The sequence below is a fragment of the Hydrogenophaga sp. NFH-34 genome, from assembly GCF_021401345.1.
GTDB lineage: Bacteria > Pseudomonadota > Gammaproteobacteria > Burkholderiales > Burkholderiaceae_C > Hydrogenophaga > Hydrogenophaga electricum.
In genome coordinates this window covers 144,943-165,919 of the sequence record NZ_JACBGE010000007.1, presented here as the reverse complement: position 1 = coordinate 165,919, position 20,977 = coordinate 144,943, and the positions used below count along the sequence as shown (strand labels likewise).

At 71.1% G+C, this 20,977-nt stretch carries 18 protein-coding genes; 2 read left to right on the top strand and 16 right to left on the bottom strand.

The window, feature by feature from the left end; all coding sequences use genetic code 11:
• Positions 1-74 precede the first annotated feature (74 nt).
• On the bottom strand, positions 75-1,916 hold the full coding sequence (locus tag L0977_RS08795) for an acyl-CoA dehydrogenase (RefSeq protein ID WP_234264482.1): 1,842 nt from the start codon (positions 1,914-1,916) through the stop codon (positions 75-77).
• A 99-nt stretch (positions 1,917-2,015) separates the two neighbouring features.
• On the bottom strand, positions 2,016-2,702 hold the full coding sequence (locus L0977_RS08790; RefSeq protein ID WP_234264481.1) for an AAA family ATPase: 687 nt from the start codon (positions 2,700-2,702) through the stop codon (positions 2,016-2,018).
• Between the two features lie 201 nt (positions 2,703-2,903).
• On the opposite strand from L0977_RS08790, the gene L0977_RS08785 reads away from it, so the two are divergent.
• Positions 2,904-4,709 carry an acyclic terpene utilization AtuA family protein gene (locus L0977_RS08785; RefSeq protein WP_234264480.1) on the top strand — a complete coding sequence of 602 codons (1,806 nt, stop codon included), beginning with the start codon at positions 2,904-2,906 and terminating at the stop codon, positions 4,707-4,709.
• Positions 4,710-4,890: 181 nt separating this feature from the next.
• Here L0977_RS08785 and L0977_RS08780 read toward each other — a convergent pair whose 3' ends face one another.
• The 13 genes from L0977_RS08780 to L0977_RS08720 form a co-directional block, all read right to left on the bottom strand.
• Positions 4,891-6,054 (bottom strand): C4-dicarboxylate TRAP transporter substrate-binding protein, encoded by a 1,164-nt coding sequence (locus tag L0977_RS08780; RefSeq protein WP_234264479.1) that lies wholly within the window; start codon positions 6,052-6,054, stop codon positions 4,891-4,893.
• 163 nt (positions 6,055-6,217) lie between these two features.
• Positions 6,218-7,132 carry a DMT family transporter gene (locus L0977_RS08775; protein WP_234264478.1) on the bottom strand — a complete coding sequence of 305 codons (915 nt, stop codon included), beginning with the start codon at positions 7,130-7,132 and terminating at the stop codon, positions 6,218-6,220.
• On the bottom strand, positions 7,125-7,895 hold the full coding sequence (locus L0977_RS08770; RefSeq protein ID WP_234264477.1) for an SDR family oxidoreductase: 771 nt from the start codon (positions 7,893-7,895) through the stop codon (positions 7,125-7,127). Before L0977_RS08770 ends, L0977_RS08775 begins: the two co-directional genes overlap by 8 nt.
• On the bottom strand, positions 7,892-8,893 hold the full coding sequence (locus tag L0977_RS08765; RefSeq protein ID WP_234264476.1) for an NADPH:quinone oxidoreductase family protein: 1,002 nt from the start codon (positions 8,891-8,893) through the stop codon (positions 7,892-7,894). The genes L0977_RS08770 and L0977_RS08765 overlap by 4 nt, the downstream gene beginning before the upstream one ends.
• A gap of 221 nt (positions 8,894-9,114) precedes the next feature.
• On the bottom strand, positions 9,115-9,897 hold the full coding sequence (locus tag L0977_RS08760; RefSeq protein ID WP_234264475.1) for a glucose 1-dehydrogenase: 783 nt from the start codon (positions 9,895-9,897) through the stop codon (positions 9,115-9,117).
• A gap of 11 nt (positions 9,898-9,908) precedes the next feature.
• On the bottom strand, positions 9,909-11,240 hold the full coding sequence (locus L0977_RS08755) for a hypothetical protein (RefSeq protein WP_234264474.1): 1,332 nt from the start codon (positions 11,238-11,240) through the stop codon (positions 9,909-9,911).
• Positions 11,241-11,254: 14 nt separating this feature from the next.
• Positions 11,255-12,340 (bottom strand): phosphotransferase family protein, encoded by a 1,086-nt coding sequence (locus L0977_RS08750; RefSeq protein WP_234264473.1) that lies wholly within the window; start codon positions 12,338-12,340, stop codon positions 11,255-11,257.
• Entirely contained in the window at positions 12,337-13,548 is a 1,212-nt protein-coding gene (locus L0977_RS08745; RefSeq protein WP_234264472.1) for an acyl-CoA dehydrogenase family protein, read from the bottom strand. The genes L0977_RS08750 and L0977_RS08745 overlap by 4 nt, the downstream gene beginning before the upstream one ends.
• 161 nt (positions 13,549-13,709) lie before the next feature.
• Positions 13,710-14,549 (bottom strand): helix-turn-helix transcriptional regulator, encoded by an 840-nt coding sequence (locus tag L0977_RS08740; protein ID WP_234264471.1) that lies wholly within the window; start codon positions 14,547-14,549, stop codon positions 13,710-13,712.
• A gap of 235 nt (positions 14,550-14,784) precedes the next feature.
• Positions 14,785-16,005: an acyl-CoA dehydrogenase family protein gene (locus tag L0977_RS08735; RefSeq protein ID WP_234264470.1), complete on the bottom strand. Its 1,221-nt coding sequence runs from the start codon at positions 16,003-16,005 to the stop codon at positions 14,785-14,787.
• Positions 16,006-16,057: 52 nt separating this feature from the next.
• A complete protein-coding gene (locus tag L0977_RS08730) occupies positions 16,058-16,924 on the bottom strand; it encodes an SDR family NAD(P)-dependent oxidoreductase (protein ID WP_234264469.1) in 867 nt (288 codons plus the stop codon).
• A gap of 4 nt (positions 16,925-16,928) precedes the next feature.
• Positions 16,929-17,735 (bottom strand): SDR family NAD(P)-dependent oxidoreductase, encoded by an 807-nt coding sequence (locus L0977_RS08725; RefSeq protein WP_234264468.1) that lies wholly within the window; start codon positions 17,733-17,735, stop codon positions 16,929-16,931.
• Positions 17,725-19,332, bottom strand: a complete 1,608-nt coding sequence (locus L0977_RS08720; RefSeq protein ID WP_234264467.1) for an AMP-binding protein — start codon at positions 19,330-19,332, stop codon at positions 17,725-17,727. The genes L0977_RS08725 and L0977_RS08720 overlap by 11 nt, the downstream gene beginning before the upstream one ends.
• 233 nt (positions 19,333-19,565) lie before the next feature.
• Here L0977_RS08720 and L0977_RS08715 point away from each other — a divergent pair, with 233 nt between their 5' ends.
• Positions 19,566-20,390, top strand: coding sequence for a DUF169 domain-containing protein (locus L0977_RS08715; protein WP_234264466.1), 825 nt, complete (start codon positions 19,566-19,568; stop codon positions 20,388-20,390).
• A 15-nt stretch (positions 20,391-20,405) separates the two neighbouring features.
• On the opposite strand, the gene L0977_RS08710 is transcribed toward L0977_RS08715, so the two are convergent.
• Complete coding sequence (locus tag L0977_RS08710; RefSeq protein ID WP_234264465.1) at positions 20,406-20,963, bottom strand: DUF2889 domain-containing protein; 558 nt, start codon at positions 20,961-20,963, stop codon at positions 20,406-20,408.
• Between the last annotated feature and the right edge of the window lie 14 nt (positions 20,964-20,977).

Genomic DNA, 20,977 nt, shown 5'->3' with positions numbered 1-20,977 from the left:
GCCGGGGTGGCTGCGGGCCGCGTTTTTCATTCTAGGAACCGGCCCCCGCCGCGACTTGCGCGCAGTGGCTGACCTCAGAGCACGTCCGTGTCGAGCGTGGCCAGCTGGTCGTCGCCGTCGATCACCGGCGCCAGCCAGGCCCCCACCTGGGGCAGCTCGCGCACGAAGAAGTAGCGCGCCGCCGCCAGTTGGCCCTGCAGCAGCTGGGCATCGCCCGCGCCAGCCTCCAGGCGCTGTGACGCCAGCGTCGCCAGGTCGAGCCAGAGCCAGGCCACCACGGTGTGGCCGAAGCCGCGCAGATAGCCCATGGCGTTGTGGGTGGCCACGTCGGGCCGGTCGCCGCGCCAGGCGGCCTGGGTGGCGGCGGTGACGAGCGCGGCCGCGTCCTCCAGCGCATCGGCCATCGGCTGCAGGGCCACCACCGCGCGCGCGCGGCGCGCCGTGTCCTGCAGCCGGGCCTGCCACAGGGCCAGCGCCCGGCCGCCCTCGGCGCGCACCTTGCGACCCAGAAGGTCTTGCGCCTGGATGCCGTGCGTGCCTTCGTGGATCATGTTGAGCCGGTTGTCGCGCCAGTGCTGTTCCACCGCGAAATCGCGCGTGTAGCCGTAGCCGCCGTGCACCTGGATCGCCAGGCTGTTGGCTTCCTGGCACCACTCGCTGGGCCAGCTTTTGGCCACGGGGGTCAGCAGCTCCAGCAAGGCACCGGCTTCGCTGGCCAGCGCGGCGTCGCCCGTGGCCTTGTCGTCCACCAGCCGCGCGCAGTACAGCCCCAGGGCCAGGCCGCCTTCGGCATAGGCCTTCTGCGCCAGCAGCATGCGGCGCACATCGGGATGTTCGATGATGGGCCGCGGCGGTGTGGCGGGGTCCCGCCCGGCCGGGCCGGCGGGCCGGCCCTGGGGGCGCTGGCGTGCGTAGTCGAGCGCGGCCTCGTAGCCCGCCCACCCGAGCATGGTGGCCCCCAGCCCCACCTGGATGCGCGCCTCGTTCATCATGTGGAACATGCAGCGCAGGCCGTCGCCTTCGGCCCCGACGCGGTAGCCGACGGCACCCGCGCGCCCGGCCACCGGGTACCGGCCTTCCCCGAAATTGAGCAGGGTGTTGACCGTGCCGCGGTAGCCCAGCTTGTGGTTGAGCCCGGCGAGCGCCACGTCGTTGCGCGTGCCGGTGAGGCGGCCGTCGGCATTCACCAGCCAGCGCGGCACGATGAACAGCGAAATCCCCTTGACGCCCGGCGGCAGGCGGCCGTCGGCACCGGGCACCTTGGCCAGCACCAGGTGCACGATGTTGTCGGCCAGCTCGTGTTCGCCCCCGGAGATCCACATCTTGTGGCCTTGCAGGCGGTAGCGCGGGCCGAGCGGATCGGCGTCGCTGCCGGCGCCGTCCGGCACCGCGCGCGTGAGGATGTCCCCCAGGCTGGAGCCGGCCTGCGGCTCGCTCAGGCACATGGTGCCGGTGTAGCGGCCATCGAGTTCGGGCACGGCAAACGCGGCGCGCTGCGCCGGCGTGCCATGCGCCATGAGCAGGTTGGCGTTGGCCGTGGTGAGCATGGCGTAGGCGTCGATGCCGATGCTGGCTTTCATGAAGAAGCTGCGCGAGGCCGCTTCCACCACGTAGGGCAGTTGCATGCCGCCGCATTCGGCGTCCTGCCCCGCCGCGCGCAGGCCGGCTTCGGCATGGGCCTGCACCGCCTCGCGCGTGGCTTCGGGCAGGTGCACGCGCTCGCCGTCGAAGTGCGGCTCTTCGGTGTCGGCGCGCCGGTTGTGGGGCGCGAACTTGTCCTGTGCCAGGCGTTCGCTGAGGTCGAGCACCGCGGCGAAGGTGTCCGCAGAGTGGTCGGCGAAGCGGGGGCGCGCCGTCAGCGCGGCGGCCTGCAGCCAGTCGAGCAGCAGCAGGTCCAGGGTGGCACGAAAGGTCATGGCAGTCAGCAACAGGGACAGACCCGAAAGGGGTCCGTTGCCGGCATTGTTCGGCGATGGCTGCGGGCTGTCTTGCGCGGACTGGCTGCCGCGGCAGGCTCAGGGGGTGGCGGGCCCCAGCGCCTCGATCAGCCGGGCCGCATCGACGTGGCAGGCGGCGACCCCGGGCTGCTGCAGGTCATCGCGCGGCAGCACCCCGAGCCGGGGGATGCCGGCCGCGCAGGCCTGCGGGTGCTGCCCCACCTGCACCCAGCCCGCCACGCGCAGGCCGCGGGCGCGGCAGCGTTTGACCAGCGCGCACGACGCCTGCAGCGCCGCGGCGTCGTCCTCGCACACCACGATCACCGGCAGCCCCAGCGACTGCGCCAGATCTGCCAGCGTGAAGCCCGGCGCCAGCGCCGCGTCGGGGTCGCCCACGCCGTCAACCACCACCACGTCGGTCCAGGTGGCCAGTGCGGCGTAGCTCTCGGCCACCGCCTCCGGGTCGAACCGGGGTGGCGCGGCCGTGACCGCCGGATCGGGCACGGGCGCGGTGCACAGCGCACTGGCCGGGAAGTCGAACGAGCTGGCCGCCTGCAGGCGCGCCACGCGCGCGCTGTGCCAGCGGCCATGGCGCCACTGCGCGTCGCGCGCCACCGGCATCAGGCCGGTGGTGCGAAACCCCTGGGCCCGCACCGCCCGCATGAGCGCGAGCGACACCCAGTGCACGCTCTCGGCCATGCCCAGCACACAGAACGAGGCGGGAGCCGGTTCAGCAACCGTCTGGCGGGCAGGATGGAAGGCCAAGTGGTTTTCCTGGGCAAGGGTGTCGGGCAGGCCACATGGCCGGAAACCAGTGTGGGCGACACACCCGCCCCCGTCTTGCGTCAATTGGTCACATTACCCCTTTCGTCGGCACCGGCACCACAGTGCCGGCCAGCCACTGGCCGCAAGCCAGCCGGCGCCGGCCCTGCTACGCTGACGGCGCAACCAAGGAGAGCGACCGACATGGCGACACAAGAGACAACCGCAAACAAGACCGTCCGCATCGGCGGCGCTTCGGGCTTCTGGGGCGACAGCATGGTGGGGGCCCCGCAACTGGTGAACAGCGGGCAGATCGACTACCTGGTGTTCGACTACCTGGCCGAGACCACCATGGCGATCCTCGCCGCCGCCCGTGCCAAGAAGCCCGAGATGGGCTACGCCACCGACTTCGTCGACATCGCCATGAAGGCGGTGCTGCCCGAGGTGATGCGCCGCGGCATCAAGGTGGTGGCCAACGCCGGCGGCATCCACCCGCAGGGCTGCGCCGACGCGCTGCGGGCGCTGGCCGACACGCTGGGGCTGAAGCCGCGCATCGCGGTGGTCACGGGCGACGACATCAGCGCCCAGATGCCGCGCCTGCGCGAAGCCGGCGTGCGCGACATGTTCAGCGGCGAGGCGCTGCCCGAAAAGATCCTGAGCGCCAACGCCTACCTGGGCGCCTTCCCGGTGGCGCAGGCGCTGGCGGCCGGGGCCGACATCGTCATCACCGGCCGCGGCGTGGACAGCGCCGCCACGCTGGGCCCGCTGATCCACGAATTCGGCTGGACGCCGGACGACTGGCACCCACTCGCCGGGGGCAGCCTGGCGGGCCACATCGTCGAATGCGGCTGCCAGGCCACCGGCGGCCTGCACACCGACTGGGAACGCGTGGAAGACTGGCCGAACATCGGCTACCCCATCATCGAATGCCACGCCGACGGCAGCTTCGAGGTGACCAAACCTGCCGGCACCGGCGGCCTCATCGCCCGCGCCGCGGTGGCCGAACAGCTGCTCTACGAAATCGGCGACCCGGGCGCCTACCTGCTGCCCGACGTGACCTGCGACTTCCGCCAGGTGGTGATCGAGCAGCTGTCGCCCGAGCGCGTGCGTGTCAGCGGCGCCCTGGGGCGCGCACCGACCGACAGCTACAAAGTCTCGGCCACCCAGCTCGACGGCTGGCGCTGCGCGGGCACCATGGTCATCATCGGCATCGACGCCGCCGCCAAGGCCCAGCGCACGGGCGAGGCGGTGATCGCCCGCACCAGCGCCCTGCTGAAAAGCCTGGGCCTGCCCGGCTACACCAGCGCGAACGTGGCCCTGCTCGGCGCCGAGACGCTGTACGGGCCGCACGCGCGCACCGGCGCTTCGCGCGAGGTGATGGTGCGCATCGCGGTCACGCACCCGATGAAGCAGGCGCTGGAGATCTTCGCGCGCGAGATCGCGCCCTCGGGCACCTCGTGGTCGCCCGGCACCACCGGCCCCAGCACCGGCCGGCCCAGCGCTTCGCCCAACATCAAGCCGCTGTCGCTGCTGGTGAAAAAGACCGAGGTGCCGGTGACCGTGGTGGTCGACGGCCAGGCCCAGCCTGCCGCCATCGCGCCCGGTACGGGCGACGCCACCGCCCCCGCAGCACTGGCACCCGCCGAATGGGGCTCCGCCGACACCGAGACGGTGGACGTGCCCCTGGTGCGTCTGGCCTGGGCCCGCAGCGGTGACAAGGGCGACATCTCCAACATCGGCCTGATCGCCCGCGACCCGGCCTGGATGCCGCTGATCTGGGCCCGGCTCACGCCCGAGGTGGTCAAGGCCTACTTCGCCCACCTGGTCAAGGGCGAGGTCCGGCGCTTCTACCTGCCCGGCATCCACGCCATGAACATCACCATGGAACAGGCGCTGGACGGCGGCGGCCCCGCCTCCGCCCGCATGGACCCGCTGGGCAAGGGCATGGGCCAGATGCTGCTGGACCTGCCCATCGCGGTGCCGAAGGCACTGGCCCGACAACTGGGCTGAACACACCCCCCGAAAAGAAGAAGCCCGCCATTGGCGGGCTTCTTCTTTGCGTCCGGCGCCGGCCTCCGCGCCCTTGGGCCCTCCTTCACGGAAAAGCCCCACGCCACCCCCTCCCAGCGCAGCGTCGCAGCCGTGCCATGGAGGGAGAAGCCGCGTCAGCGGCGCAGAGGTGAACGATCCTTCACTTCATGCCGTAGGTGGCGGTGTCCACCTTGGAAAACACCTCGCGCCAGTACAGGTCGGCGTACTGTTCTTCGGTACTCACGGTCTGGACCAGGTCGACCCACTTGCTCAGGATGGGCCGGAACTCGGCCAGCATCTGGGCGCTGCGCTTGACCCCGTGTTTGGACGCGAAGTAGTCCGCGATGGTCTTCATGTCCTGCTCGATGAAGACCTGCGACTTCTGCACCAGGGCCGGGTCGGTCTCGTGGATGCGCGCGCCGCGTTTCTTCATCTGGTCCAGCACCTCGTTTTCCACCCGGTGGTAGGCGAACGGCACGTTGGCCGCGGCCACGGACGCGCCGCGCAGCAAGGCTGCGCGCTGCTCGTTCGTGAGGCTGCGCCAGACGCGCATGTTCACGTTGGAACCGGCGGTGGAGAAGATGCCCCCGGGTGCGGCCATGGCGATGTCGGTCACCACCTCGGTCAGGCCGAAGTTGCGGATCTCCGGTGACGACAGCACGATGCAGTCCACCACGCCCTGCTTGAGCGCTTCGAGCATTTCGTTGGCCGACATGGTCACGGGCGAACCGCCCATGGCCGTGACCCAGCGCGCCCAGTTGGCCGCGCCCACGCGGAAGCGCTTGCCCTTCATGTCGGCTTCGGACTTCACGGGCTTGTTGCAGATCAGGCCGTAGCTGGAGCCGCCCACGTGGCCGGTGTAGACCTGGTTCTGCTTGGCGAACTCTTCATGGCACTCGGGGCACTTGGTGAAGATGAATTCGGTCATGGCCGGGATGTAGGCCAGGCCCTCCTTGCCGCGCACCTTGTCGCCCATGAGGCGCAGCATCATCGAGGCCTCGGAGATCACGTTGGTGTGCGGGTACTCGGCCGGGAAGTACGGCGTCAGCACGAAGCCGATGTCGGCCAGGCCGTCGCGCAGGCCCGCCGAGGTCTCGGCCATGTTCAGCAGCGACATCGCGTACACCTTGACGGTGAGCTTGCCCTCGGTGGCCTGGGCCACCGCCTTGGCGAACGCCTGCCCGCCGATGACGGGCAGGGCACTCGGCGGCTGGCCGATGGCGTAACGCAGTTCGCGGTTCTGCGCCTGTGCGGGCAGCACCAGGGATGTGGCGGCGGCCACAACGGCGGTCAGGCCGATTGCTCGGCGAATCCAGGGGGTCATGCCTTGTCTCCTTGGGCCATCGGTGGGCCCGGTTGGTCATTGAATGCAACGCACCGAAGCCACGGACACCACAGGGCTCACGCCAGGACCTCGGCCGCCTTCATGCTAGGAACGCCCGCCCCTGCCCGCTTGTGCCCACTGGCTGCGGCCGAAGGGGTTTTCCCTAGACCGGACCGGTGGCGCGTGGTACCCGCGCCACATGCGTGCCCAGGTGGGTACCGATGAACACCAGCCCCAGGCCCAGCGCGTGCCAGACGGTCAGCGGCTCGCCCAGCAGGACCACCGCCGACGCCACCCCGAACAGCGGCACCCAGTACAGCCAGACCGCTGCACGGGCCATGCCCACCAGACCGATGGCGCGGTTCCACATCAGGTTGCCCAGGCCCGTCGACAGCGCCCCCGACAGCACCGCGATGGCCCACCAGCCACTGCCTGGCGCCGGCATGGCGGGCCACCCGTTCCAGGCCCCCTGCACCACCGCGTGCACCAGCAGGCAGGCAGCCCCGACCGCGTGCACGCCAACCCCGATCACCACCGCGTTGAGGTCGGCGGCCAGGCGCTGGATCAGCACCGCGCCCAGCGTGAACACCAGCACCGCCAGCACCACCAGCCCGTCGCCCAGCCCCCCCTGCGCCAGCTCGGCGCCGGGCCGGTTGAGGATGACCAGCGCCACCCCCGCCAACCCCAATCCCACGCCGCACAGGCGCCGGCCGCTGAGCGCCTCGCGCAGCAGCCACAGCGCGAGCATGGCCGACAGCAGCGGGTTGAGCGCCGTGATCAGCGCGCCGTGGGTGGCGCTGCTGCGCGCCAGCCCTTCGGCCAGCCACCACTGGTTGAGGTAGACCATGAGCACGCCGCAGGCAGCCAGTTGCCGCCACTGCGCGCGCGAAGGCGTCTGCCAGCAGCGCCGCAGGCGCAGCAGCACCAGCATGGGCAGCAGCGCGGCCAGCATGCGCACGCCCGACAGCAGCACCGGATCGAACAGACCGGTCAGCCACTTGATGGCGGTCAGGTTCACCCCCCACAGCAAGGTGGTGATCAGCAGCATGGCGCGCACCCGCGCGGCGGCTTCAGCCACCGCGGGCCTGCGCGTGAAACTGCCGCATGGCCTGCAACCAGCGGGCGTGGTCGTCGCCCCGGCGCCGCATGTACTCGCGCACCTGCGGGTGCGGCAGGATCAGGAACTCGTCCGCCGCCAGGCCGTCGAGCGTGGCCTGCGCCACCGCCTCGGCGCTGAGCAGGCCGGCCGACATCAGTTCGCGCCGCGCCCCGGCTTCGGCCTGCAGCATCGGCGTGTCCACACCCAGCGGACACAGGCAACTCACGCCCAGGCCCTCGCCACCGTGCGTGATGGCCAGCCACTCGGCGTGCGCCACCGCCGCGTGTTTGGTGACCGCGTACGGCGCGTCGAACTGCGACAGCAGGCCGGCGGCCGACGCCGTGAACAGCAGGTGCCCGCCGCCGCGCGCCAGCATGCGCGGCACCAGCGCCCGCGCCGCGTGCACGTGCGCCATCACGTTGATCTGCCACAGCCGCTGCCAGTCGGCATCGGGTCGCTCCACCCCGCCCTGCACCGATACGCCGGCGTTGGCGCAGAACAGGCCGATGGGGCCGAAGCGGCGCTCGGTCTCGTCGATCAGCGCCACCGTCTGCGCTTCGTCGGCCACGTCGGCGGCCATCGCATGACCGCCGATGGCGCGCGCCACCGTCTCGGCCGCGGCCGCATCGCGATCGCTCACCACCACCTGCGCCGCACCGGCCTGGGCGCAGGCGCGCGCCAGCGCGGCGCCGATGCCGCTGCCGCCCCCGGTGACCACCACCACCGTGTCTTGCACCTTCATGGCAGCCCCGCCGAACGGCCCAGCGCCGTGGTCAGCACGATCTTGCCGCGCGCGCGCCGCTGGCCCACGGTGTCGAGCGCCTGTGCGGCCTGCTCGATCGGCAGGTATTCGCTGATCACCGGGCGCACCCGGCCTTCGCGCAGCCAGCCCAGCAACTGCTGCATCAGCGCATCGGCACGGTCGGGCTCGCGTTCGGTGAAGCCGCCGTAGAACACGCCGACCAGCGAACAGCCCTTGAGCAGCGGCAGGTTCAGCGGCGGGCGCGGGATGGTGCCGGCGGTGAAGCCGATGACCAGCAGCCGCCCTCCCCAGGCCATGGACCGCAGCGCGGCTTCGGTGTAGTCGCCCCCCACCGGGTCGTAGACCACGTCCACGCCGCGCCCGCCCGTCAGCCGCTTGAGCGCCTCGCGCAGGTCTTCGGTGGCGTAGTTGATCACCTCGTCGGCGCCGGCCGCGCGGCACAGCGCGAGCTTCTCGTCGCTGGAGGCCGCCGCGATCACGCGCGCGCCCATGAGCTTGCCCAACTCCACCGCCGACAGGCCGGTGCCGCCCGCAGCGCCGAGCACCAGCAGGGTCTCGCCCGGTTGCAGTTGTCCGCGCACCTGCAGCGCGTAATGCGTGGTGCCGTGGGTGATGACCAGCGCCGACGCCGCGTCCATGCCAATGCCCTCGGGCAGGCGGATGAGCTTGCCCGCCGCCACCTTCACCTCGTCGGCGAAGCCGCCCCAGCCGCAGACCGCGATCACCCGGTCGCCCACGGCCCAGCCGCTGACCCCGGGCCCGATGGCGCTGAGGGTGCCCGCCACCTCGCCGCCGGGCGAAAACGGCAGCTCGGGCTTGAACTGGTACTTGTTCTCGATGATCAGCCCGTCGGGAAAATTCACCGACGCGGCATGCACCGCCACCACCACCTCCCCCGGCCCGGGCTGCGGCGATGGCACCGCCTCCACCACCAGCGACGCGGGCGGTCCGTATTGTTTGCAGAGCACAGCTTTCATGTGGGTTCTCCAAGGTGAATGTGCGTGTTGCCTTCTCGGCCCCCGTTCCCGCGAGGGGCGGCAAAGGCAAGGCGAAAGACAGGCGACGAATGCGGGGAAGTTCAGGCCCCAGGCACCCACGGAACCGGCTTTGCCGGGCCGTAGGGTGCGTCCCCCCTCCCAGCACCGCGCAGCGGTGCGCCAGAGAGGGGGGAAGCCGCGTCAGCGGCGCAGGGGGGAGCTCACAGCGACGCTATCGTCAGCCCCCCGTCCACCACCAGGCTCGCCCCCGTCACGAAGGCCGCGCCCGGGCTGCTCAGGTAGAGCACGGCGTGGCCGATGTCTTCGCCCTCGCCCAGGCGGCCCACCGGCGTGCGCGCGATGGTGCGGGCCTGCTGCTCGGGGTCGTAGGCGTTGGCCAGCTTGGTCTTGATCAGGCCCGGCATCACGGTGTTGACGCGGATGCCGTGTTCGCCGTATTCCAGCGCGAAGCTGCGGCTCATGCCGATCAGCGCGGTCTTGAGCGTGGAGTACAGGCCCAGGCCGCGGTCGGGGTGCAGCGCCGCGATGGAGGCGATGTTGACGATGCTGCCGCCGCCGCGCGGCTTCATGCGCCGGGTGGCTTCGAGCGAGAGATACCAGTAGCCGCGCAGGTTGACCTCCACCGTCTTGGCGAACAGGCCGGGTTCGGTGTCGTCGATGCTACGCAGCGGGCTGAGCACCGCGTTGTTGACCAGGATGTCCAGCCCGCCGTGCGTGGCCTGCAGGTGCTCGCCCATGGCGGCGATGTCTTCCATGCGGCCGATGTGGCAGGCGCGGCCTTCGGCGCTCAGACCGTCGGCGCGCAGCTCACCGGCCACACGCTCGCAATCTTCGGGCTTGCGGCTGCTGATGATCACGTGCGCGCCGGCCTGCGCCAGCACACGCGCCGTGGCCTCGCCGATGCCCATGGTGGAGCCGGTGACCAGGGCGATCCGCCCGGACAGGTCGAAGGGGTGGCGCGGGGCGCCGGCGGGGGAACTCATGGTGGGACTCCTCAAGGATGGGAAGCGGCGGGCGCAGGCAAGCCCACCTGGTGGAACAGCGCGGGGTCGACCCGCGAACGGTCGGCCTGGCGCTTGTAGACAAAGGTGCGGCACGGCATGCCGGGCGCGCGCTGCGCATGGCCGTCGATGACGAAGAACAGCGGCACGGCGGGGTCGCTGGCCCGGCCCAGTTGCGCACGGTTGGAGGCCGCGCAATGCGTGCAGTAGGTGGGCGCGTCGCGCCGCAGGAAATTGATCGGGTGCGCCTCGGGCATGCGCGGCGAGAGCGGCGCGCCGTAGCGGAACAGGCCACGCCACATCTGCGCGCGCAGCAGGCGCCCACCGCTGCCGCAGGGGTCGAGCGTGAAGACGAAGCGGTCGTCTTCCTCGTGCAGGTGGAAATCGGCGCAGTGGTAGTTCCAGGTGCGCGCGATCTCGCGCACCAGCGCCTCGTCGTCGAGCGCGGCGTAGCGCGGAAAGCCCGCCACAAAGGCCGGCTCGTAGGTCTGGGCCAGCAGCTCGTCCAGATAGTCGGGGCCGCCCAGCTCCAGCGCGATCGCGTAGAAGTGCGCCAGCCAGACCACACCGAAGTCGTGCCAGGGCATCCACTCCTTGCGCTGGCCGTCGAGCAGGGATTCGATGGCGGTGTCGCCCTGCGCCAGCCGGTCGCGCGCCTGGTCGACCCGGGTGCGTGTCAGGGCCAGGCGCTCGGCGTCGCTGAACAGCACACGGCCCGCCTGCGCGCCTTTGTGAAAGCGCAGCACGCAGGCACCCCCGGGCTGCTTGTCGGCCGTCCAGGCGTCGAAGCCCAGCGCCCCGTTGAGCGCACGCTGCTGCGCCTGGCAACCCTGGCAGAAACTGTTGACGCCATCGCGCCAGGGGCCGTAGGCCTGCGGGTGCCGCTCGGCCAGGCGCTGGCGGTCGATGCGGCCACCGCTGCCGCAGGCCCGCAGGTGCAGCGTGACGTGCGTGCCGTCTTCTTCCAGCGGGGCCAGATCGGCCCCCACCTGGTGGCGGAAGATGGCGACCAGGTCGGCGATGGCGCCGCGCACGTCGTCCACCCCGCCGGCCTGCCACTGCGCGACCCAGGTGGCCATGAGCTGGCGGCCGATGCGCTCCAGCGCTTCGCGCGCGCGGTCTTCGCCAAAGTCCTGGTGCAGCTTGCCGGCCTTGCGTGCCAGCGCGTGCAGGGACAGCGCGTCGAGCCCGGCATGCCCCGCCGCCATCTCGTCCAGCGCGCGGTGCAGGGTGTCGGTGTCGCCTTGTTGCAGTGCGGTCAGCGCCAGCGCTTCGGGCGGGCGCGCGATCTGCTGCAACTGGGGATCCGTGAAATCGCGGGCCATGGTCGGTTGCCGGGTCAGGCCACGTCGGGGCGGTCCAGAACGGCCAGCCCGGTTTCGGCGAAGACCTCGGTGCTCTCACCAAAGGCCAGCGCGCTTTCGGCCACCGCCGTGCCCTCGCGCGCGCGCCGCAGCAGGCCGGCCGACATGGCCGCCTGGCGGAACAGCGCAAAGGCCTTGTAGAAGCGCAGGTCGGTGTCGGGCGCCAGCCCCATGCGGCCCAGGTAGTAGCGCGCCATCTCGCGCTGCGACGGGATGCCCAGCGCCGCGCGGTCCATGCCGGCCAGGCCGGGCAGCAGGTAATCGGGCGCCAGCTCCTGCACGCCCAGGAACTGCCCCAGGTCGGCCAGCGGATGGCCCAGCGTGGACAGCTCCCAGTCGAGCACGGCGAGCACGCGGTGTGTGCCCCGCTGAAACATCAGGTTGTCGAGCCGGCAGTCGCCGTGCAGCAGCACCGTGGGCGCCTCCGCCTGCGGCACCTGGGGCACCAGCGCATCGATCAGCGCGTCCACCGCGGGCAGGCCTTCCGGCAGGGCCGTGCGGTATTGCTGCGTCCAGCGGTGCAGCTGGCGCTGAAAGTAATTGCCCGGGCGACCGAAGTCGGCCAGCCCGGTGGCCTGCAGGTCGGTGCGGTGGATGGCCACCAGCGTGTCCAGGGCGGCCCGGTAGAGGTGGGTGCGGCGCTCGCGCGACAGGCCGGGCATGGCCACTTCGCGGTGCACCTCGCCGTCGATGCAGTCCATCAGGTAGAACTGCACGCCGATCACGTCGGGGTCGTTGCACAGGTGGTGGATGCGCGCCACCGGCACCGGGGTGCCGTCCAGCGCCTGAATGACACGCACCTCGCGGTCCAGCGCGTGCGCCGACTTGAGCAGCGCGCCCGCCGGCTGGGTGCGCAGGATGTACGCACCGCCGTCGGCGCGCAGGCGCCAGATCGGGTTGGAGTTGCCACCGACGATGCGCCGCGCCTCGTACAGGCACCCCACGCCGGGCACGTGCCGGGCGAAGTGGCGCTCCAGCCGTGGCAGGTCCAGCGGCGGGGCGCTGACCACCGTGGGCGCGGGCGTTCCTTCGCCCGGGCGGGTTGCGGTGGCGCCGCTCATGCCACCGCCGCTGCGCCGTGCTGTTTGAGCAACTGCCGCCCCAGCGCCGCGAGGTGAACCTGGTCCGGCCCGTCACCGATGCGGATGAAACGCGCATAGACGTAGGCCTCGGCCAGGAAGGTGTCCTGCGAGACGCCGGCCGCGCCGTGCACCTGGATGGCCCGGTCGATCACGCGCGCAGCCATCGCCGGCACCACGATCTTGGCGGCCGCGATCAGGTCGCGCGCGGCCTTGTTGCCTTCGCGGTCCATCTTCTCGGCGGCCATCATCGTCAGCAGCCGGGCCTGTTCGATCTCGCAGTACGAATGCGCAATGTCTTCACGCACCGAGCCGTGTTCGCCCAGGGGCTTGCCAAACGCCACGCGGGCGGTGGCGCGCTGGCACATGAGTTCGAGCGCGCGCTGCGCGCAGCCGATCAGGCGCATGCAGTGGTGGATGCGGCCCGGCCCCAGGCGGCCCTGGGCGATCTCGAAACCGCGCCCTTCGCCCAGCAGCAGGTTCTCGGCTGGCACACGCACGTTGTCGTAGACCACTTCGGGATGGCCGCCCGGGTGGTCTTCGTAGCCGAAGGCCGCCATGTTGCGCACGATCTTCACGCCCGGGGTGTCGATGGGCACCAGGATCATCGACTGCTGGCGGTGCTTGTCGGGGTGGTCGGGCTCGGTCTTGCCCATCACGATGAGCAGCTTGCAGGCGGCATTCATCGCGCCCGAGGTGTACCACTTGCGGCCGTTGATCACGTAGTGGTCGCCGTCGCGCCGGATCTCGCACTGGATGTTGGTCGCGTCGCTGGACGCGACGGCCGGCTCGGTCATGGAAAAGGCCGAGCGGATCTCGCCGGCCATCAGCGGCTGCAGCCAGCGCGCCTTCTGCGCCTCGGTCCCGTACAGCGAGAGGATTTCCATGTTGCCGGTGTCGGGGGCCGAGCAGTTGAACACTTCGGACGCCCAGGCCACCCGGCCCATGATCTCGGCCAGCGGCGCGTAGTCGGCGTTGCTCAGGCCCGCGCCGTGGTGGCCCGGCAGGAACAGGTTCCACAGCCCCTGCGCGCGGGCCAGGGCCTTGAGCTGCTGCAGCAGCGCTGGCGCATGGCCGTCACCCGCGGACTTCAGGGCCTCGGCGTAGCGGGCCTCGTTGGGCAGGATGTGTTCGGCCATGAAGGCCTGGACACGCTGGCGGAGATCAGCGGACGAAGACGGTGTGGACATGGCGGCCCTCAACAGGGATGGAAAAACATCCGGCCGGGGACGCCGCTCGGGCACGCACCCGCCCGGCCCGCTGCCGGTGGGGGCGCGGGTCCGTGGTCAGACTGAACGGGGCCGGCTGCGCCGGACCATGGGCGGGGCGTCCCCCGCACCGCCTGGGCGGATCAGGCGTACTGGCCCTGGGGCTGGCCCGGGCCGATCACGCGCAGCTTGCGCGAACCGGCAAAGATGTCCTTGGGCTTGAGCCCGTAGACCTGCCGGATGGAGTGGCTGAAGTGGGTGGAATCGGGATAGCCCGCGCCCAGCGCCACGTCGGTGAGGGTGGAGCGCTGGTCCACCACGTAGTGCAGCAGGCTGCGCGCGCGCTTCCAGGTGCGGAAGCTCCGGAACGATGCCCCCACCTCGCTTTTGAAGAGGTGCAGGAATCGGGAGAACGACAGGTGCACCTGTTCGGCACAGTCCTGGGCCAGCGCCTGGCTCGACGGGTCGGTGCGGATACGCTCCAGCACCTGGGCAATGCGCGGGTCCACCGAGCGCGCCGGCAGGCGGGTGCCGAACACCAGTTCGTCGAAATCGAACATCGGGGCGTCGGCCTGGTGGCCGTTGCGCAAGATTTCCTGGTGCGCCCGCAGCACGCGGCGGCGGAATTCTTCGGCCTCGATCACGCCCTGGTTGTCGCGCAGCCACCCGGGCAGGCGCGCCATGTCGACCGATTCGGGCTCCATCATGACCGTGACCACGTGGCGCGCGTCGCAGGCAACGCGGTGGCTGGTGTAAGGCTGCAGCACCGCGACATTGCCGCTCTGCCACGCCTGCCCGTCGATGCTCAGCTTCACCTCGCTGTCGAGCGCCACGTAAACGAACAGCGCCCCGTAGTTGCGGGTGGTGGGCGTGCCGAGCAGCCCGGCATAAAACACGCGATCAGGGGTGATCCACATCACACGTTCGGCGCTGGTGATGCCCCGCGCACTGATCGCGTACGGACGATCCTGGTCAATACGCATCGTTGTCTCCTGGTGGCCGTCGGCACGCTCGGGGCCTGCCTGACGGCTCGTTGTCTGCCACCAGCCGGGTTATCCCGGTCTGGCTTCCAGTGTAGGCACCCCCCTGGTCATTGTCTTGTGTCAAATGGCTATCGGATACGCACCTGGGTGACAGCGTTCCGGCAGGCGGGCAGATCGAGGGTTAACCCCAGGTCCGAACACTGCGCTGCGGCCCGCCCGGCCAGGCGCCGGGACCTCAGGCCGGCCGGCGGGGCTGGTACTTGCGCAGCTCCAGCTTGCCGATCTGGTTGCGGTGCACCTCGTCCGGGCCGTCGGCCAGGCGCAGCAGGCGCGCCATGGCGTAGGCGTGGGTCAGGCCGAAATCGTTGCTGGTGCCGCCGCCGCCGTGCACCTGGATCGCCCAGTCGACCACCTGGCAGGCCATGTTGGGCGCCGCCACCTTGATCATGGCGATCTCGGTCCTGGCCGCCTTGTTGCCCACGGTGTCCATGCGCTCGGCCGCGTTGAGCGTGAGCAGGCGCGTCTGTTCGATGAGGATGCGCGCCTGCGCGATGCGCTCCAGCGTCACCCCCTGGGTGGCGACCGGCTGGCCGAACGCCACCCGGTCCAGCGAACGCCGGCACATCTTTTCCAGCGTGCGCTCGGCCAGCCCGATCAGGCGCATGCAGTGGTGGATGCGGCCCGGCCCCAGGCGACCCTGGGCGATTTCGAAGCCCCGTCCTTCGCCCAGCAGCATGTTCGACGCCGGCACACGCACGTTCTCGAAGATCACCTCGGCCGCGCGGTCGGGCATGCCGTAGAAGCCGAACACGGGCAGCGAACGCTTGACCTGGATGCCCGGGCTGTCCATGGGCACCAGGATCATCGACTGCTGCTGGTGGCGGTCGGCGTTGTCGGGGTCGGACTTGCCCATGAAGATGCCGATCTTGCAGCGCGGATCGGTGGCGCCCGTGGTGTACCACTTGTGGCCGTTGATCACGTACTGATCGCCCTCGCGCCGGATCGAGCTTTCGATGTTGGTGGCGTCGCTGGAGGCCACCCTGGGCTCGGTCATGGCAAAACACGACCGGATCTCGCCCGCCAGCAGCGGCTGCAGCCAGCGCGCCTGCTGTTCGGGCGTGCCGTAGCGGGCCAGCACCTCCATGTTGCCGGTGTCGGGCGCCGAGCAGTTGAACACCTCGGGCGCCAGCAGCGACCGCCCCATGATCTCGCACAGCGGCGCGTATTCCAGGTTGCTCAGGCCCGGGCCGTGTTCGCTCTCGGGCAGGAACAGGTTCCACAGGCCGGCGGCACGCGCCTTGGGCTTGAGTTCCTCGATCACGGGCAGCACCTTCCAGGGCCCCAGGGTTTCGGCCTCTTCCAGGTGGCGGGCCTCGTTCGGGTAGATGTGGGCGTCCATGAAGGCCGACAGGCGCTGCTGCAGGTCGACGACGCGGGGGGTGGGTTCAAAAGCCATGGGAGGATCCGGGGTTCGGTGGGGAAAAGAAGGCCGGTGCGGTGCGGCGGGCTCAGCCCACGCCCGCCAGCGGGTTGTCGGGAGCGCCCCCCGCCAGGAAGGCGCGCAGGCGGCTTTCCACCCCGGCGGCCGCGCTGCGGTGTGAAAGGATGTAGAAGCGCCCCTCGCGCACCCCGTCCAGCGTGCGCTGGGCGACGTCGCGGGCGCTCAGGCGACCCGCCTGCATGGCCACCTTGGTGCGCGCCAGGAAGGCCGCGTCGTCGGGGTTGCGCTCGGCCAGCTCGGCCGGCCGGTGGCGAAAGGCGTCGGCGATGCCGGTGTCGACGTAGGCGGGGCAGAGCACCGACACGCCCACCGGCTGGCCGCTGCCGGCCAGCTCGTGGTGCAGGCATTCGGACAGCGCCACCACCGCGTGCTTGCTGGCCGCGTAGACGCCGAGCTCGGGCGGGCACACCAGGCCCGCCACCGAGGCGGTGTTGACCACCCAGGCCGGCTCGCCCTGCGCCAGCATGCCCGGCACGAAGCTGCGGATGCCGTGGGCCACGCCCATGACGTTGACGCCGAACACCCACTGCCAGTCCTGCGGCGTGGCCTTCCACGACGGGCCGGCGGCGATCACGCCGGCGTTGTTGAACAGCAGGTGCACCGCGCCGAAGCGTTCGTGCGCCCGCGCTGCCAGGCGGTCCACCTCGCCGGCGTCGGCCACGTTGCAGGGCTGCGCCAGCACCGCCGCAGGCGGCAGGCCGGTCAGGGCCACGGTCTGCGCCAGCCCGGCTTCGTCGACATCGGCCAGCACCAGTTGCAGGCCGGCGGCTGCGCACAGCAGCGCCAGTTCGCGGCCGAAGCCACTGGCCGCGCCGGTGATGACTGCGATGCCGCCGGGTTTCAGGGCCAGGGAAGGATCGAAAGCGGTCGGCATGGGGTCACATCCAGCTCAGCAGTTGCCCGCCGTCGACGGGAAGGGCCACACCGGTCATGTAGCGCCCGGCGTCGGACGCCAGCAGCAGCGCCGCGCCGTCCAGGTCGGGCAACTGGCCGAAGCGGCGCAGCGGCGTGCGCGCGATCAGGTTCTGGTCGAAGCCCTTGTCGCGGAAAGTCTCGGCCATGTCGGTGTCGAAGTTGCCCGGGCACAGGGCGTTGACCCGGATGCCGCGCGAAGCCAGTTCCAGCGCCAGGATGCGGGTGAGGTGCGCCAGCCCCGCCTTGGACGCGCAGTAGCTCGACAGCTGGGCGCCGGTGCCGAAGGCGGCGGTGGACGCGACGTTGACGATGACGCCGTCACGCCGCGCGCCCATGCGCCGCGCCGCTTCCTGCGCCACGCGGAAATTGCCCCGCAGGTTGGTGTCCAGCACCCTGTCCACCTCGGCCATGTCCTGGTCGACGAAGCGGGCGGCATACAACACGCCGGCGTTGTTGAACAACAGGTTCAGCGGCGCGCCCAGTTGCGCCTCGGCGCTGTCGAAGGCGGCCACGATGCTGGCGTCGTCGAGCAGGTCCATCGGCACGGCGCAGGCGCGGTGGCCCGCCGCGCGCAGCGCCTGCGCGGCGGCCTCGATGCGGTCGACCCGGCGGGCGGCCAGGGCCACCGCCGCGCCGGCACGGGCATACAGCTGCGCCACGTGCAAGCCGATGCCGCTGGAAGCGCCGGTGATCAGCGCGGTCTTGCCGCGCAGGTGAAACAGGGCGCCAAAGTCCAGCGGCCCCAGATCGGGGGGCGACTCAGGCGGCATCGAACAGGCCCTTCAGTTCGGCACGGATCAGGTGCTTCTGGATCTTGCCGGTGCCGGTGCGCGGAAACTCGCTGACGATCACCACCGCCTTGGGCACCTTGAAGCCGCCCAGGTGTTCGCGGCAATGCGCGATCAGCGCGGCCTCGTCGGCCTGCTGCCCGGGCGCCAGCACCACGCTGGCCACCACCGCCTCGCCCCAGCGTTCGTGCGGCGCGCCGATCACCGCCACGTCGGCCACGGCCGGGTGCTGCAGCAGGCAGCGCTCGACCTCGATGCTGGCCACGTTCTCACCTCCGGACTTGATCACGTCCTTGTAGCGGTCCTTGAACCAGATGGCGCCGTCCTCGTCGATGTGGGCCACGTCGCCGCTGTGGAACCAGCCGTGGCGGAAGCTCTTGTGGTTTTCCGCCGGCAGGTTCAGGTAGCCCTGCATGCCCTGCGGGCCGCGGTAGACGATCTCGCCGGTCTCGCCGCGCGGCAGCAGCCGGCCGTCCTCGTCCATGATGGCCACGCGCGTCATCACCGTGGCCGTGCCCCAGGTCGCCGCCTTGGACCACTGGTGTTCGGGCCGCTGCACGCAGGTGGCCGGCGTGAACTCGGTCTGGCCCGACCCCAGCACCACGTCGGCGTTGGGGAACATGCCGTGGATCGCCTCCAGCCGCTCCGGCGGCATGGGCGCCATGGCGTACATGGCGCGCTTCATCGACGGGAAGGTGCGGCCCCGGTAGGCCGGGTCGCTGAGCCAGACGCCGTACATCATGGGCAGCAGCACCATCACGTTGATCTGGTGTTCGTCGATCAGGCGTGCGCTGTCGGCCGGATCGAAGCCCTGAGTCAGCACCAGCTTGCCACCCACCGTCAGGAACGGCATCGCCACGGAATTGAGCATCGCGCAGTGGAACAGCGGCAGACCGACCAGCGCCGACATGTCGGGCGTGCACTGGTGCACGATGGCGTTGGACAGGCCGGCGATGGTCACCGCCACGTGGCTGGTGAGCACGCCCTTGGGGTTGGCCGTGGTGCCGCTGGTGTAGAGCAGTTGCACCACGTCGCGGTCGCGCACCAGCACTTCCAGCGGTCCGGTCTGGCCCGAGGCCAGCAGCGCATCGAAGTCTTCGGCCGGCGCGGGCGACCCGCCGCCGAACCAGAACACGTGCGCCAGCTCCGGCGGCGCTTCCTGCCGGGCCGCCTCGACCACGTCGCGCAGCGCGTGTTCGGCGATCAGCACGCGCGCCCGCGCATCGCGCAGGCAGAACGCGATCTCGCTTGCGCGCAGGCCGAGGTTGATCGGCATGCAGATCAGGCCGGCGCGGGCGCAGGCGAAATAGGTGATCAGCATTTCCAGCCGGTTGCGCGCGGCCAGGGCCACGATGTCCTGGTGCTGCAGGCCCAGGCCCAGCAGGGCGTGGCCGAGCTGGTCGACCCGGGCATTGAATTCGGCATAGCTGAGCCGGCGCTCGCCGTCCACGAGCGCGATCCGGTCGGGGTAGACGTCGGCGGAACGCTGGATGATGTCGCCCACGCAGACCCGTTCGATCAGGTTCATGTCGAGGGCCGACGGGGCGTGGAGGTCGGAAGGGGTGGCGGTGGCGCTCATGAGGCGGCTGTCTCCGTGTTGGTCACCGGCGTGAACGACCACCGTCCAGCCAGCGTGCGGGCCATCCTAGGCAAGGGGATCAGCGCGGTCTTGTGCCAACTGGCTACCGGACCGCGGGGCTTGGTCGCCCCCGTCACCTGCGCATCACCACCGCTCCGGGGTGAACGCGGTCAGCGCCCCCGCGCAGCCACTGGGCACAAGACCTGGCCCGCCCCGCGCCAGACACTGCGCCCATGACCGACCCCACGCCCCACCCCGCCCCGCCCGAGACCACCCCACCCGACGGCGCCGTACTGACCGAAGCGCTGTTTCGCCTGCTGCGCCTCAAGACCACGCCCGTGGCGATGAAGCTGTTTCCACACGAGGCCGATCTGCAGAGCGTGCCCCGCCTGCGCCGCCCGACCGGCATCCACACCGCCGACCAGATCGTCGGCCAGGCGGCCCGGCTCGGCCAGACCGTCGGCATCACCGCCGCCGATCTGGTCGGGCCGCAGTGCAGCGCCGTGCTGGGCCTGTCACCACGCGACGAGGCTTTCGAACAAGGCACGCCCTTCGTGGGCGTGTGGTTCGCCACGCCCGCCGACGCCGCCGCCCACCAGCGCGCCATGCACTGCGCGCCGCACGGTCGCTACGCCGCCATGGCCGTGTCGCCGCTGAACGCGGGCCGCCTGCCCGATCCCGACATCGCACTGGTCTACGCCAACCCGGCGCAGATGATCCTGCTGATCAACGGTCTGCAATGGGCCGGCTACCGCCGCCTCGAATGGGGCGCGGTGGGGGAATCGGCCTGCGCCGATTCGTGGGGGCGGGCCCTGGCCACGGGCGAACCCAGCCTCGCGCTGCCGTGTTTTCCCGAACGGCGCTACGGCGGCGTGCCCGACGACGAACTGCTGCTGGCGCTGCGGCCGGCCCAGTTGGCCCAGGCGATCGCGGGGGTCGAGCGGCTGGCGGCCAACGGCCTGCGCTACCCCATCCCGCCCTACGGCGTACAGATGGACGTGCGCGCCGGCATGGCCCGCAGCTACGGCGTGGCGCCCCCGCCGGCAGGGAGCGCCTGAAGCCGCCGCTTCCGCTCAGGCCGCAGGCGGCAGCGCGTCCACCCCGCGGTACCAGCGGGGATGGAACTGCCGCACCACGGGCCCGTCGGTCATCAGCGCGTGGCAGCCATCCAGGCTGAACGGTTTGACCGCCGGGTCGCGGTGCAGCGCGGTGGCCAGCGTCTGCAGCACGCCCGTGCCCAGCGCCAGCACCAGCTCGCTCAGGTGCGTGCAGCCCGCAGAAGGCGGGAACAGCGCGCGCACCTGGCGCCGAAACCCCGGCCCCACGCGCAAACCCACCAGTTGTTCGTAGGCCGGCGTGATGCGCCCGCACACCCCGGCAAAGGGGTGCGCATCGGACACCGCCACCGCCGCCCGGATGCTGGCCTGCAGGTCCACCGTCAGGCGCAGTGCCATGGCATGCATCGGCTCGCCCGCGCGCCGCAGACCACCCCCGACCTGCACGTCGTGCGGCAGCGTGTCCAACAGATGCCCTTCCACGTCCCAGAGACCGTCCGCGCGCCGGAAACCCTCGATGCGGATCTGGCGCTGCTGGCTGGGTTCTCGCGGGCAGTCGGGCGGCGGCAGGGGCATGCGAAAAACTCCTC